Consider the following 13,471-nt stretch of genomic DNA (forward strand, 5'->3'; position numbering starts at 1 on the left):
CGGCGCTCACTCGTGGAACTCGAAGGCCGGAAATCCGGCGAGCTTGACCATGGCGTCGCGCCGGGCCATGCGGTAGTCGGACTGCACCATCTCGCTCACCAGCTGAGGCAAGGTGATTTTGGGCGTCCAGCCGAGCTGGGTGCGCGCCTTGCTCGCGTCGCCCAGCAGGGTTTCCACTTCGGTGGGGCGGTAGTAGCGCGGGTCCACCCGCACCACCACGTCGCCCACCTGCACGCGCAGGTCCTTGCGGTGCACGGCCGACACCACCCCGGCCTCATCGCTGCCTTCGCCGATCCAGTCCAGGGTGAAGCCGAGTTCGAGCGCGGCAAGCTCCACGAACTGGCGCACGCTGTACTGCACGCCGGTGGCGATCACGTAGTCTTCAGCCTTGGACTGCTGCAGCATGAGCCACTGCATTTCCACATAGTCCTTGGCGTGGCCCCAGTCACGCAGCGCGCTCATGTTGCCGAGGTACAGGCATTTCTGCAGACCCAGCGCGATGCGCGAGATGGCCCGCGTGATCTTGCGGGTGACGAAGGTCTCTCCCCGCTGCGGGCTTTCGTGGTTGAACAGGATGCCGTTGCAGGCATACATGCCGTAGGCCTCGCGGTAGTTCACCGTGATCCAGTAGGCGTAGAGCTTGGCCACCGCGTAGGGGCTGCGCGGGTAGAACGGCGTGGTCTCTTTTTGCGGCGTTTCCTGCACCAGGCCATAGAGCTCGCTGGTGGAGGCCTGGTAGAAGCGGCAGGTCTTCTGCATGCCGAGCAGCCGGATGGCCTCCAGCAGGCGCAGCGTGCCGGTGGCGTCCACGTCGGCGGTGTATTCGGGGCTCTCGAAGCTGACCGCCACGTGGCTCATGGCGCCCAGGTTGTAGAGCTCGTCCGGTTTCACCTGGCCAATGATGCGGATCAGGTTGCTGCTGTCGGTGAGGTCGCCGTAGTGCAGCACCAGACGCCGGTCGGACTCGTGTGGGTCCTGGTAGAGGTGGTCGATGCGGTCGGTGTTGAACGACGAGGAGCGGCGTTTGATGCCGTGGACCTCATAGCCTTTGTCCAGCAGCAGTTCGGCCAGGTACGAGCCGTCCTGGCCCGTGATGCCGGTGATGAGCGCGATTTTTTTCTTCATGGTGCGGTGGTGGCGCGAACGCCGCTGGTGGGGCTGACGCCCGCGAATCGGGGACGGTGCTCGGCTGCGATGGCGGCCACCATGGCCGCGGCGAACTCGGACTGGATGCGGTGGGCCCTGGCCGGATCGCGGTCGATCGACGAGACCCGCACCAGCATGCCGTCGGGCACGCGCCCGCGCAGGCCGTAGCGCATCTCGGTGAGCTTTTTGTCGATGCCGCCGGTGGTGATGTGGTCGCCCACCACGGTCCAGTAGGTCACGGGCTCGAAGCGCTGCCCCAGGTGGGTCTGCATGCGCGTGGCGGAGATCGACTGGTCGAGCAAATTCAGCGGCACACGCTCCAGCTTCTCCAGCTTGAAGCCCTGGGCCGGGTAGCAGACCTCGGGCTTGTGCAGTTGCAGGTTGTCGCTCTGGTTCTTGCCATAGGCAATCGACAGCATCACGCGGTACCCGTCGGCGTGGATGTAGTTGCGGGTGAGCGTCTGTGTGTAGATCTCGTCGATCGTGGCCTGCTGTTCTGGATCGACGATCTGCACGGCCACGTTGAGCTGCTCGCGCCAGTCCCCGAAGCGGCTCGGCACCATGGCCGCGAGGTCGATGGTGGGGCGTTCGTCGGCCAGGCTGGCGGTGGGTCGGATGGCGGCGGCCAGCGCGGCCGAGGCCACCATGAGCGCCATCAACAGCAGGTGCTTGAGAGGAAGTTTCATGGCGTCAGGCGTTGGAAGGGCGGTGGGCGCCGCGCTTGCGCAGGCCCTCCAGGAACTGCAGCAAGGTGTCCGAGCTGATGATCAGGAGCAGGGCGCTCAGGAACAGCACCATGCCGGCAAAGCCGTGCAGGAAGCCCTGGCCCGCTTCGTTGCCGAAGTGGTAGGTGATGAGGCTGAGCGCGATGACGCGGATGACGTTGGCGGTGAACGAGATCGGCACGATCAGCACCGCGAGCGTGATGTTGCGAAACACGGAGTCGCGCCGCACGAGGTTGAGGTAGAGCAGGCCCAGCGCTTCCAGCGTGAGCAGCGTGTGCAGGCCTGCGCAGGCGTCGGCCACCAGCAGCATGTATTGGCCGATCTGCAGCACCACGCCATTGCGTCCGATCGGGTAACCCGCGAGGTACAGCACGTTCTCGGCCACATACGACACCGCCATCTTCATGGGCATGGTCACCAGATCGACCACCTGCGCGGGCAGCGGCACCATGAACAGCATGAAGAACAGGGCGAACCACTGTGCCTTGAGCGCGGAGGTGCCGCGCAGCAGCAGCAACAGCCCGGCGAGCAGCCAGATCACGGAGCCGACTTCGAAAATGCCAATGCCTTGCGAGCGGCCCAGCGCATACAGCAGCAGGGCGATGGCCACCAGCGGCCAGCCCCAGGCATTGGGCTGTTGTCCCTTCGAAGCCTCTTCCATCCGGGCCCAGTTGCGCTGCAGCAGCCACAGCGAAATGGCCAGCACGATCGGGCCGTGGAACTGCTCGTCTTGTGCCCAGATACCGGTGAACAGGTCGTACAGGCTGGGCAGGTACAGCAGGGCCAGGCCCACCATAATCGGCAGGTAGGGCAGCAGACGCGTCACCATCGAGGCGCCGGCCGGATCAGGAAGAGGTGTTGTCGTGTTCATGGATCTTTCACTCCGGCGCATTCAGCGCATGGCGCGCTGGCTGGCCGTGCTGCTGGCCTTGAGCATTCCGCTGGGGCTGTGGTTGGGTGGTGCGCAGCCCTTTGCGGTTGGCCTGGTGCCGGCACCCTGGGACAAGCTGGCCCACATGGCCGTGTACGCGGTGCTGTCGTGCGCCATCGGTTTCGCCAGTCGTCGCCACGGCCCATCGGCCATGCTGCTCGGCTTTGCGGGTGCCGTGCTGGTGGGCCTGGTGGACGAAGCCAGCCAGATGCGACTGCCCGGGCGCACCGCCGAAATCGACGACCTGGTGGCGGACGCGGTGGGCGCGGCGCTGGGCACGGTCGTGCTCGCGGTTCGCATGCAGCTCAGGGCGTGGGTGGCCGCGCATGTGGAGGGTGAGCGCCATTGACGCTCAGTGGTGGTTGAGGATGGAGCCGACCACGGCCACGCCGGTGTCCTGCAACCTGCGGGCGAGTTCGCTCACACCGCGCATGGGGCTGCGGTTCTTGCGCGCCACCACCAGCGCAGCGCCGGCACGCGCCGAGATGATCTCGGCGTCGGCGTATTGCTCGCAGGGCGGTGTGTCGATCAGCACCACGTCAAACTGCTGGCTCACCGTTTGCAGCAACTCCCCGAAGCTGGCCATGCCCACCAGCTCCTGAGGGTTGGGCGGTGTGGCGCCGGCCGGCAGCACGCGCAGGCCCGGCAGGCCCGGCACGGCCTCGATCACCTCCAGCCCGGCGCGCCCGGCGAGGATGCCCGCCAGGCCGGCGCTGTGGCCGGTGTGGAAGAGCTGGTCCTGGCGCGGCTGGCGCAGGTTGGCGTCGATCAGCAGCGTGCGTTGGCCCTGCTGCGAGAAGACGACCGCGAGGTTGGCCGCGATGAAGCTGCGGCCATCCCGGGGCCGCTGGCTGACCACGCAGAGCACACGGCGGCGGCGATCTTCGTTGAGCCAGCGCAGCATGATCTGGCCCCGCAGCGCCCGCATTTCTTCGGCTGCTCTTGAAAACGGCTTGAAGGCCGCGACCAGCTCGCGGCTGAGGTGGGTATCGCCTTCGAGCAGGTAGCCGTAGTTGAACTGTGTCGAGAGGGCGGCGTCCAGATCGCTGCGCTGCAGCAGGTTCAGCGCAATGGCCGCCTCGCCGAAGGGCTCGTTGTGGGCATGCTGGCGATCGATGATGCGGCCGATGTGCTCGGGCTGCAGCACGCCGCGCGCCACCAGCAGGTCGCCGATGGTGCCGTGGGGAATCATGCGGTCGGGCGCGTTCATGCACGGCCTCCGGTGGCCGCTTTCATCATGCCGCTGGCCGGGCTGATGGCGCCGAGCAGAATGACGTCGCGCAGTTCGTGCAGATCGTCGGTGGAGCGCACACGCCGGTTGGCGAACTCCAGCGACAGGGCCAGCATCACCCCGAGCAGTGCGCCCAGGAACATGGCGATGGCGATGTTGAGCTTGACCCTGGGGCCCGACGGAAACATGGGTGCCACGGCGGGGTTGAGCACCGCGATGTTGGTCTGGTTGGTCTGGCTCTCCAGGCTGCTTTGCGAGGCGCGCAGGCTGACCGAATCGAACACGCGTTGGGCCGACTCGATGTCGCCACGCAGCACGCGGATGTCGTCACGCTGCTGGTTGAGCAACAGCACCCGCGACTTCTGTGCCGCCAGCGCCGACTGCAGCTGCGACTCGCGCTGCCGGTTCACCTCGTAGGTGGTGTTGATGGCGGTGGTGATCTGGCGGGTTTCAGATTCGAGCTGGGACTTCAGGGCGGCCAGCTCGGACTCGGCGCGTTGGGTCTGCGGGTGGTTCTTGCCCAGGTTCACGCCGCTTTCGATCAGCCTGGCTTCCAGCCGCGCGATGTCGGATTTCAGCCCGTTGATCAGGGGGCTCTGCATCACCTCGGCCACGGTATTGCCGTCGGCACGGGCGCGTTTGCTGCGGCTGTCGGTGGTGGCGGCCTGGATGGAGGTGAGCTGGCTGCTGGTCTCGTTGAGCTTGGCGGTCTCGAAGTCCACGCGCTCGTCGTTGGAGGTGATGCCGTTGGCCTGCTGGAAGTCGGACAGGGCTTTCTGCGCGGTCTCCAGGCGCGCTCGCGCGGCCTTGGTCTGCTCGTCGAAGAAGCCGGCGTACTGGCGCGCGGGGGCCACCCGCAGTTCGAGGTTGACGTCCACATAGGCCTGTGCGAATGCGTTGGCCACGGCGGCGGCGAAGTCGGGGTCGGCGCCCACGTACTCGATGTTGATCACGTTGCTCTCGCGCGAGGGCTTCACATCCAGGTTGCCCTTGAGCAGGCCGGCCAGCCAGTCCACCAGCTGCCCCCGGCCGCCCGTGGCTTCGCGCCACTGCGATTGCACCGCGAGGTTGGTGTCCATGCGCAGATTGCTCACCACGCGTTTGGCCACGCGGTCGCTCTTGATGATGTCGACCTGGGTGGCCAGGTAGCCGGTGGCGACCATGCCGGCCATGGTGCCGCTCACGGGGTCGGGCTTGACGTCCAGCACCACCGACGCGGTGGCGGTGTATTGCTTGTCGGAGAGCAGGGACACGGCGGCGGTGCTGGCCGCAACCAGCACGAAGGTGATGAACACCACGAGCCAGCGCGCGCGCAGGATGATCAGGAGTTGTTGGGGCGTCATGGCGGGGAGGTGTCGGGCACCGGACTTCAGAAGAGGCTCTCGCGCACGTAGAGCACGTCGTTGGGCAGCACCAGGTCGTTCATCTGGGGTGCCAGCAGCTTCACGCTGCCGTCGTCCTGCTGGCGGTGCAGTTGCAGTCGGTCGCGCGAGCCACGGGCAGTGGGGCCACCGGCCAGGGCCAGGGCCTGCATGACGGTCATGGACCGTTCGATGCGGAACGAGCCCGGCCGTTGGGCTTCGCCGTAGACATAGAACACCGGTGCGCGGTGCACGTAGATGACGTCGCCGCCCTGCAGCACGATGTCGTCGTCGCTGCGCTCACGCAGGAAGAGGGCGGGCAGATCGACCAGCTTGCGAAACGGCTTGCCGGCGCGCTGACCACTCACGATCACCACGTCGTCTCCGCTCGGTGCGGTGCCACCCGCATTGGCCAGCATGTCGCTCAGGCGGGTGCTGGCGGTCTCCAGCGGAAACCGGCCCGGCCTCCCCACCTGACCCAGCACCGACACCTGGCTCCCGCGGATCTGGGTGAGCAGCAGCGTGACTTGCGGGTTCTGCAGGAAGCCACCACTCTTGAGTGCGTCGGCGATCTTTTTCTCGGCAGCGCTGACCGGCAGCCCGCCCAGGCGGATCGACCCGATCAGGGGAAACGAGATGAGGCCGCTTTCGGTGATGCGGGTCTCCAGCGTGAGGTCGGGGTTCTGGAACACCTGCACCCGCACCGTGTCGCCAGCGGCCAGCGGGTAGTCCACCGGGCCGGTCTGCGCCTGTGCTCCCAAGGCCAGAAACGCCGAGGCAGCCAGCAACAATAGGGACCGCAGCAGGGTAGGCAGGCTCATGGGCTTGGCGCTCACTTCAGGCCCTGCAGGCCGCGTTCGATGGCGCTCTGTTCGGGGCTGGTGGCGGGCTTGTCGCCCTGGCCTTCGGGCACCACGGCAGAGGGCGGTGCCGCAACGGCATCGCTCGGCCCTTGTGGTGCGGCAGCCGGCTTGGCCGCGGCGCGGTCGAAGTCGCCGAGGTAGGTGATGGTGGTGGCCTCGCGCAGGCGCTTGATCTCGTTGGTGACGGCCTCCGTGTTGCGCCGGTTGCCCAGAAACTGGGTGATGCCGGGCGTGGCCACGGCCTCGCTCACCGGCACCTGCTGCGAAGAAGCGATGCGCAGGAAGGTCACGCTGTCGCCCGCCTGGACCACGGTGCTCTGACCGTCTTTGAGCGCATGCACGCGGGGCAGCAGTTCCAGCGGAATCTGCTCTGCGGTGCGGGTGGCGCTGCCGCCGCCGAACTGGATGTTGCGCGTGCGCAGGAAGCCCGCCACCTCTTCGATGGGGCGGGCCTGCTCGGCGAGTTTGGCCAGGTCGCCGACCACGCCGGTGGCCTTGGGCACCCGGATTTCCTGCAGGTTGAAGACACGCCGCTCGGCAAACAGCGCCGGGTTGGCGGCGTAGTACTGCTTCACCTCGTCGGCGGTGGGCTTGGCCACGGTGGCGGTGAGCTGCTGAAGGAAGGCGCGAGCCAGCACCTCGCGGCGGGCGGCTTCGAGCTGGGCGACCACATCGGGCGAGCGGTGCAGCTTGCTCTCGGTGGCCTGGTCCACCGCCAGTTGCTGATCGATCAGGCGTTCGAGCACCTGGCGGCTGGCGGCCTGCACCTCGTCCTTGGAGGCATTGCCCACCGGCGTGCGGCTGAGCACCTGGTTGATCTGGTGCACCGAGATTTCGCTGGAGCCGACTTTGGCGGCCACTTGCGTGGCCTTGGTGCTGTCTTCCTGGCTGCCGCAGGCGCTCAGGCCAACGGTGAGTGACAAGGCCAGCGCCGTTGTTTGCAGCAGCGTGACCAGGGGGGTGCGTTTGAAGTGATTCATGTCGAACTCAAAGAAGAAAACGGGCGCGCGGGGCGCGGAACTGAATTACTTGTAGGCAACGGCCTTGCCCGAGGGGTCCCGCACCCGGGCCCACAAGGACTCGATCGAATCCACGACGGGCTTGGGCAGGGCCGCGTAGCCCAGATCGGTAGTCATGGCTTCGCCCTTGGTCAGCCCCCAGTGGAAGAAGCGCAAGGTCTGCGCCGCGTTGGCCGCGTTGTCGGGCTTGGCATACATCAGCACGAAGGTGGCGCCGGTGATGGGCCAGGCGTCGGCGGCGGGTTGCTGGGTCAGCATGTGCGCGTGGGAGGTGGTCCAGTCGACGCCGGTGCTGGCGGCCCGGAACGCATCGGTGCCCGGTGCCACGAAGGCGCCGGAGGCGTTTTGCAGCAGCGCGAAGTTCAGCTTGGCCTGCTTCACGTAGGCGTACTCCACGTAGCCGATCGCGTTGGGCGTGCGCGCGACGATGGCCGCCACGCCCACGTTGCCCCGGCCACCGCTGCCTGTGGGCCAGCCCACCTGGGTGCCCTCGCCGATGCGCGCTTTCCAGTCGGCATTCACCTTGCTCAGGTAGTTCGTGAAGATGAACGAGGTGCCGGAGCCGTCCGAGCGGAACACCGGCGTGATGGCGGTGTCGGGCAGCGGGAGCTGGGGGTTGAGGGCCTGGATGGCGGGGTCGCTCCAGCGGGTGACCTTGCCGAGATAGATGTCGCCCAGGATGGCGCCCGTGAGGCGAAGCTGGCCGGGGTTGATGCCGCGCAGATTCACCACCGGCACCACACCGCCGATGAGGGTTGGAAACTGGATCTGACCCTTGCGCGCGAGCTCGTCGTCCTTCAAGGGCGCGTCGGTGGCGCCGAAGTCCACCGTGCGTCCATCGATCTGCCGGATGCCGCCACTGGAGCCGATGGCCTGGTAGTTCACCTTCACCTCGGCCGTGCTTTTGTAGGCATCGGCCCACTTGGCGTAAGCCGGTGCGGGGAAGGTGGCGCCAGCGCCGGTGATGTCTTGAGCCATGGCGCTCAGCGAGCAAATGGCCATGCTGGCCGCGACCCAATGGCTGGTGAAGTTGAGGAGCTTCATGTGACGCGAACACCGGTTGACTGAGAAGACCGCGAGTCTAGGGAGCAAGTACGTCAGATGTGTGACTGGTGCAAGTCCACAGGGCGCGGGACTGCAATCAAACCGTCACTGCGCGCCACTAGGATGAACGCAAATTACGGATGGATGGATGGAACATGGCCGCTCAAATTCTGGTCGTCGAGGACGAGCCGCACATACAGGAACTCATCTCCATCAACCTGACACGTGCCGGGCACGTCGTGCGTTGTTCACCAGACGCCGAACAGGCGCGCGAGATGATGCAGCGCTCCCTGCCCGACCTGCTGTTGCTGGACTGGATGCTGCCGGGCATGAGCGGCGTGGAGCTGACGCGCATGTTGCGCTCGGAGGCCCGCACGCGCGACATTCCCATCATCTTGTTGTCGGCCCGCATTGAAGAGCGCGACAAGATCTCCGGCCTGGAGGTGGGTGCGGACGACTACATCACCAAGCCCTTCTCGCCGCGCGAGTTGATCGCGCGCGTGTCCGTGATCCTGCGCCGCCGGGTGCCGCAGGTCACGGTGGAGGTGGTGCGCATCGGCGGGCTGGTGCTCGACCCTGCGGCCAAGACCGTGATCGCGAAGGGTTTGCCGCTGGCGCTGGGCAGCACCGAGTTCCGCCTGCTTCACTTCCTCATCACGCACACCGACCGTGTCTACAGCCGCAGCCAGCTGCTCGACCACGTCTGGGGCGCCGACTTCGTGGGCGACGACCGAACGGTGGATGTCCACATCAGCCGCTTGCGCAATGCGCTGTTGCCCGCCGGTCTGGACCAGGTGATCCGCACGGTGCGGGGCAGCGGCTACAGCCTCACCGTTGCCTGATCGCGGGGTCGGCGATTGTGTCGGCTTTGCTGCGGCTGGTCCGGCCCCGCATGGTCCGTTTGGATCAAAAAGGCGTTGGATGAACGAATTCAGTCCTCCCAACGTCCCGGTGTAACCCGCCCTTCACACGGCCTTCCTAAAGTCGTGTGAACGCAAGGCCCCTTGCAAGCATCACTGTCGCGGAGCTCCCTTCATGCCTCGAAAACCTGTCCGCCGCATCCCGCGATCGCGTGGATTCACGCTGCTCGAACTGCTGGTCGTCATGGTCATCATCGGCCTGCTGGCGGGCTTTGTCGGCCCCCGGTTTTTCGCGCAGATCGGAAAGTCCGAGGTCAAGACCGCGCGTGCCCAGATCGATGCGCTGGGCAAGGCGCTCGACCAGTACCGGATCGACCTGGGGCGCTACCCCACCAGCGAGGAAGGCCTGGCGGTGCTCAACGAGCGCCCCGCCAACCCCGGCAAGTGGTCGGGGCCGTATCTCCAGAAGGGTGTGCCGCTGGATCCCTGGGGCCAGGCCTACATCTACCGTTCACCGGGCGAGCAGGGCGAATACGACCTCTTGTCTTATGGCAAGGACCGCCAGCCCGGTGGCAGCGGCGAAGCCGAAGACCTGGTGAGCTGGTAGCCATGCGCTACCGCGTCAAGGCCTTGCAGGCCGACCTGTCCGTGACCGTCAGCAGCATCGACGCGGCCACGCTGGACGATGCGCGCCGCCAGGTGCAGGCGCTGGGCCAGTCGGTCGTTTCCCTGACCCGGGAAACCCGGCTGGGAACGGGCGGTGGCCGCAACGACTTCCCCTTGCTGCTGTTCAGCCAGGAGCTGCTCTCCCTGTTGAGTTCGGGTGTGAGCATCGTCGAAGCGGTGGAGACGCTGGCCGAAAAAGAAAATCGCCCGCCCGTGCGCGCCGTGCTGGATCGCCTGCTGGCGAGTCTGCGCGAAGGGCACACGTTCTCCAGTTCGTTGCAGGCCATGCCGCAGACCTTTGCGCCGCTGTTTGTGGCCACGGTGCGTGCCAGCGAGCGCACCAGCGATCTGAGCGAGGCGCTCGCTCGCTACATCGCCTATGGCAACCAGCTGGAGACCCTGCGCGGAAAGCTGGTCAGTGCCGCCATCTACCCCGCCATGCTGATCGGTGTGAGTTCCCTGGTGATCCTGTTCCTCATGGGTTACGTGGTGCCTCGCTTCTCGCACATCTACGAAGACATGGGCGACAAGCTGCCCTTCATGTCGCGACTCATGCTGCAGTGGGGTCAGGCGGTCGAGCAGCACTGGCCTGTGTTGCTCGGGCTCATGGCTGCGCTGGTGGCCGCTCTGGCCATGGGCGGTGGCCGCTGGCTCGGCCAGCGCCTGATGGGACAGCTCTGGCGCATTCCTGCGGTGGGCGAGCGCATGCGCGTGTTCCAGCTGGCCCGCCTCTACCGCACGCTGGGCATGCTGCTGCGTGGCGGCATTGCCATCGTTCCCGCGCTCGACATGGTGAGCGGCCTGCTGTCGCCCGCGCTGCAGCCCCGACTGGCGGCCGCCACCAGCCGTATCCGCGAAGGGCAACCCATGTCGCAGGCGTTCGAGACCCAGGGCCTGAGCACGTCGGTCTCGCTGCGCATGCTGCGGGTGGGTGAACGCACCGGCAACATGGGCGAGATGATGGAGCGGTCCGCCGCCTTCCACGACGAGGAGCTGTCCCGCTGGGCCGACTGGGCCACCCGCCTGCTGGGCCCGGCGCTGATGCTGATCATGGGCCTGGTGATCGGCGCGATCGTGGTGCTCATGTACCTGCCCATCTTCCAGCTGGCGGAGAGTGTGCAATGAACGCGCCGCGCGAAATGCAGCACCTGGCGCAGGCGTTTTCGGCGGCCGAGTTGCAGCAGGCGCGGGCCGCCGCGCTGACCCAGGGCATGGGCCTGATCGCCTGGCTGGAGGGCCAGGATGGTCAGCCCGGTGGCTGGCTCGCCCGGCTGGCCGCGACCGCCGGCGTTCCCGCCCTGGGCATGGAAGAGCTGCACGCGCTGCGGCCCGCCTTTGACCTGTTGCCTTATGGCGAGGCGCTGCAGCGCGAATGCCTGCTGATGCGCGCAGAACCTCTGGCAGAAGGCACCGAGGGTGATCTGGTGCTGGTGGTGTCCGACCCCTTCAACACCGACCTGCTGGCCTGGGCCGAAGAGCGCGTGCGCCAGCCCAAGCAGCTGCAACTGGCCCACCGCGCCGACATCGCGGCCTACCTGGCCCGCCACGAAGACAGCCTGCGCGCGATGGACAGCCTGGCCCCGATGCAGCAGGCCACGGGCGCCACCGAGGGCGAAGACATTTCCCTGCGCAGCATCAGCGAGGACGCCAGCCCGGTGGTGCGGCTGGTCAACTCCACGCTGTACGACGCGCTCAAATCGGGTGCGAGCGACATCCACCTGGAGACCGCCGGGGGCGGCATCTACATCAAGTACCGCATCGACGGCGTGCTGGCCAGCGTCGGCGGCATCCACGGCAGCGAGAACGCCGAGCAGGTGATCTCGCGCATCAAGGTGATGGCCGAGCTCGACATCGCCGAGCGCCGCGTGCCGCAAGATGGGCGCTTCAAGGTGGCGGCACTCGGACGCGACATCGACATCCGCGTCTCCATCATGCCCAGCATCCACGGCGAGGACGCCGTGCTGCGCGTGCTCGACAAGGAGCGCCTGTCGGACCAGGTGACGGGCCTGCGGCTGGAGGCACTCGGCTTCGATGCACAGACCATGCGGGCCCTGCGCGCGCTGTGCCAGGAGCCTTATGGCATGTTGCTGGCCACCGGCCCCACCGGCAGCGGCAAGACCACCACCCTGTACGCGGCGATCAACGAGATCAACCACGGCCACGACAAGATCGTGACCATCGAGGACCCGGTGGAGTACCAGCTCGCGGGCGTGCTGCAGATCCCGGTGAACGAGAAGAAGGGCCTGACGTTTGCGCGCGGACTGCGCTCGATCCTGCGCCACGACCCCGACAAGATCATGGTGGGCGAGATCCGCGACGGCGAGACCGCGCAGATCGCGGTGCAGGCCGCGCTCACCGGCCACCTGGTGCTCACCACCGTGCACGCCAACAACGTGTTCGACGTGCTGGGCCGCTTCACCCACATGGGCGTGGACCCCTACAGCCTGGTGGCCGCGCTCAACGGCATCGTGGCGCAGCGCCTGGTGCGTGTGAACTGCCCCGATTGCGCGGCACCCGACACCCCCTCGGCCGAGCTGCTGGCGGAGAGCGGTCTGGGCGACGTGGGTGGTTTCCGCTTCATGGCCGGACGGGGCTGCGCGGGTTGTCGCGGCACCGGCTTCAAGGGGCGCAAGGCCGTGGCCGAGGTGCTGCTGCTGGACGACGAGCTGCGCGAAATGATCGTCACCAAGGAGCCTGTTCGCCGGATCAAGGAGGCTGCCCACCGCAAGGGCACGCGCGTGTTGCGCGATGTTGGCCTGGATCTGGTGCGTCAGGGCGAGACCACTCTGCAGGAGCTCAACCGTGTTGTTCGCTGACCGTCCCCTGCTGCAGGTGGCCCTGCTGGAAAACTGCCTCGTGATCGGCAACGCCGAGCGGCAACGCAACAAGGCCGGGCACAAGGCGGACGTGCTGAACCTGCCCATGGCCGCGCCCCAGGCCCCGGCCTGGCAGCCAGCCGTGGCCGCGCTGTCTGGCTGGCTGCGCGAGCGTGGCTTGCAGCGCGCCCAACTGCGCGTGTTCCTCAGCAGCCAGCTGGTGCGCTGGCAGCTGCTCGAATGGCAGCCACAACTGACACGCCCGCGCGAGCTGGACGCCTATGTGCATCTTCGCTTTCGCGCCACCTTCGGCGCTGTGGCCGACGGCTGGCGCGTGGTCCACACCGAGCCCTTGCCCGGGCGTGCCTTGCCCGCCTGCGCGATCGACGAGGCGCTGCTGGCCGAGCTGCAGGCTTTGGGCAGCATTGGCCACACCAAGGTGGCCAGCGTGGTGCCCTATTTTTCCGCCGCCTTCGACCGCTGGCGCGGCAGCCTGGGTCATCAGACCGCGTGGTTCGGCGTGATCGAGCCCGGCAGCTTGACGCTGGGCCTGCTGCACCGGGGTGTCTGGCAGGGGCTGCGCTCGGCGCGTCACGCCCAGCCTTCCGCCACCGGCTGGCGCAGCTTGCTGCCCGCGCTGCAGGCACAGATCCGCCTGGCCAGCGGCATCGAGGTCGACCCGTCACCGCCGGTGTACCTGGTGGGCTGCGGTGGCGTGGCCGGTGATCGCCGCGAGGCCGGCGTGGTGTGGCTCGCGGCCGAAGGTGGCGGGCCGTCGGGGGTCGAGCGCATGGCCTGGGGAGTCTAGA

14 protein-coding genes are annotated in these 13,471 nt (G+C 67.2%); 6 read left to right on the forward strand and 8 right to left on the reverse strand.

The window, feature by feature from the left end:
- Positions 1 to 6: 6 nt before the first annotated feature.
- Genes gmd through xrtB form a run of 3 tightly spaced genes read right to left on the reverse strand, consistent with a single transcriptional unit; the run spans position 7 to position 2,742 of the window.
- Positions 7 to 1,125, reverse strand: a complete 1,119-nt coding sequence (gene gmd, locus F9Z44_RS07570; protein WP_159604903.1) for a GDP-mannose 4,6-dehydratase — start codon at positions 1,123 to 1,125, stop codon at positions 7 to 9.
- On the reverse strand, positions 1,122 to 1,832 hold the full coding sequence (epsI, locus tag F9Z44_RS07575; protein WP_159604905.1) for an exosortase-associated protein EpsI, B-type: 711 nt from the start codon (positions 1,830 to 1,832) through the stop codon (positions 1,122 to 1,124). The genes gmd and epsI overlap by 4 nt, the downstream gene beginning before the upstream one ends.
- Positions 1,833 to 1,836: 4 nt before the next feature.
- On the reverse strand, positions 1,837 to 2,742 hold the full coding sequence (xrtB, locus tag F9Z44_RS07580) for an exosortase B (protein ID WP_159604907.1): 906 nt from the start codon (positions 2,740 to 2,742) through the stop codon (positions 1,837 to 1,839).
- On the opposite strand from xrtB, the gene F9Z44_RS07585 reads away from it, so the two are divergent.
- Positions 2,741 to 3,151 (forward strand): VanZ family protein, encoded by a 411-nt coding sequence (locus F9Z44_RS07585; protein WP_159604909.1) that lies wholly within the window; start codon positions 2,741 to 2,743, stop codon positions 3,149 to 3,151. The two genes, xrtB and F9Z44_RS07585, sit on opposite strands and share 2 nt — an antisense overlap.
- Before the next feature lie 3 nt (positions 3,152 to 3,154).
- Here F9Z44_RS07585 and epsG read toward each other — a convergent pair whose 3' ends face one another.
- From epsG to pstS, 5 genes are read right to left on the reverse strand one after another with little or no spacing between them, the layout of a single operon-like run.
- The gene (gene epsG / locus F9Z44_RS07590; protein ID WP_159604912.1) at positions 3,155 to 4,012 is read right to left on the reverse strand and encodes a chain length determinant protein tyrosine kinase EpsG; all 858 of its coding nucleotides are present in this window, start codon (positions 4,010 to 4,012) and stop codon (positions 3,155 to 3,157) included.
- Complete coding sequence (gene epsF, locus F9Z44_RS07595) at positions 4,009 to 5,376, reverse strand: chain length determinant protein EpsF (protein ID WP_159604914.1); 1,368 nt, start codon at positions 5,374 to 5,376, stop codon at positions 4,009 to 4,011. Before epsF ends, epsG begins: the two co-directional genes overlap by 4 nt.
- A gap of 26 nt (positions 5,377 to 5,402) precedes the next feature.
- Positions 5,403 to 6,215, reverse strand: coding sequence for a polysaccharide export protein EpsE (gene epsE, locus F9Z44_RS07600; RefSeq protein ID WP_159604916.1), 813 nt, complete (start codon positions 6,213 to 6,215; stop codon positions 5,403 to 5,405).
- A gap of 11 nt (positions 6,216 to 6,226) precedes the next feature.
- Positions 6,227 to 7,237 (reverse strand): EpsD family peptidyl-prolyl cis-trans isomerase, encoded by a 1,011-nt coding sequence (locus F9Z44_RS07605; RefSeq protein WP_159604918.1) that lies wholly within the window; start codon positions 7,235 to 7,237, stop codon positions 6,227 to 6,229.
- A 45-nt stretch (positions 7,238 to 7,282) separates the two neighbouring features.
- Complete coding sequence (pstS, locus tag F9Z44_RS07610) at positions 7,283 to 8,320, reverse strand: phosphate ABC transporter substrate-binding protein PstS (protein ID WP_159604920.1); 1,038 nt, start codon at positions 8,318 to 8,320, stop codon at positions 7,283 to 7,285.
- 155 nt (positions 8,321 to 8,475) lie between these two features.
- Between pstS and phoB the strand changes: the two genes are divergently transcribed.
- From phoB to F9Z44_RS07635, 5 genes are all read left to right on the forward strand, one after another.
- The gene (phoB, locus tag F9Z44_RS07615; protein WP_159604922.1) at positions 8,476 to 9,162 is read left to right on the forward strand and encodes a phosphate regulon transcriptional regulator PhoB; all 687 of its coding nucleotides are present in this window, start codon (positions 8,476 to 8,478) and stop codon (positions 9,160 to 9,162) included.
- A gap of 193 nt (positions 9,163 to 9,355) precedes the next feature.
- Positions 9,356 to 9,787, forward strand: a complete 432-nt coding sequence (gspG, locus tag F9Z44_RS07620) for a type II secretion system major pseudopilin GspG (RefSeq protein WP_159604924.1) — start codon at positions 9,356 to 9,358, stop codon at positions 9,785 to 9,787.
- Positions 9,788 to 9,789: 2 nt separating this feature from the next.
- A complete protein-coding gene (locus F9Z44_RS07625; protein ID WP_159604926.1) occupies positions 9,790 to 10,971 on the forward strand; it encodes a type II secretion system F family protein in 1,182 nt (393 codons plus the stop codon).
- Entirely contained in the window at positions 10,968 to 12,662 is a 1,695-nt protein-coding gene (locus F9Z44_RS07630) for a GspE/PulE family protein (RefSeq protein WP_159604928.1), read from the forward strand. Before F9Z44_RS07625 ends, F9Z44_RS07630 begins: the two co-directional genes overlap by 4 nt.
- Positions 12,649 to 13,470, forward strand: coding sequence for a hypothetical protein (locus F9Z44_RS07635; RefSeq protein ID WP_159604930.1), 822 nt, complete (start codon positions 12,649 to 12,651; stop codon positions 13,468 to 13,470). Before F9Z44_RS07630 ends, F9Z44_RS07635 begins: the two co-directional genes overlap by 14 nt.
- The last annotated feature ends 1 nt before the right edge of the window (position 13,471 follow it).

Origin of the sequence: Hydrogenophaga sp. PBL-H3 (genome assembly GCF_010104355.1) — a bacterium.
GTDB lineage: Bacteria > Pseudomonadota > Gammaproteobacteria > Burkholderiales > Burkholderiaceae_C > Hydrogenophaga.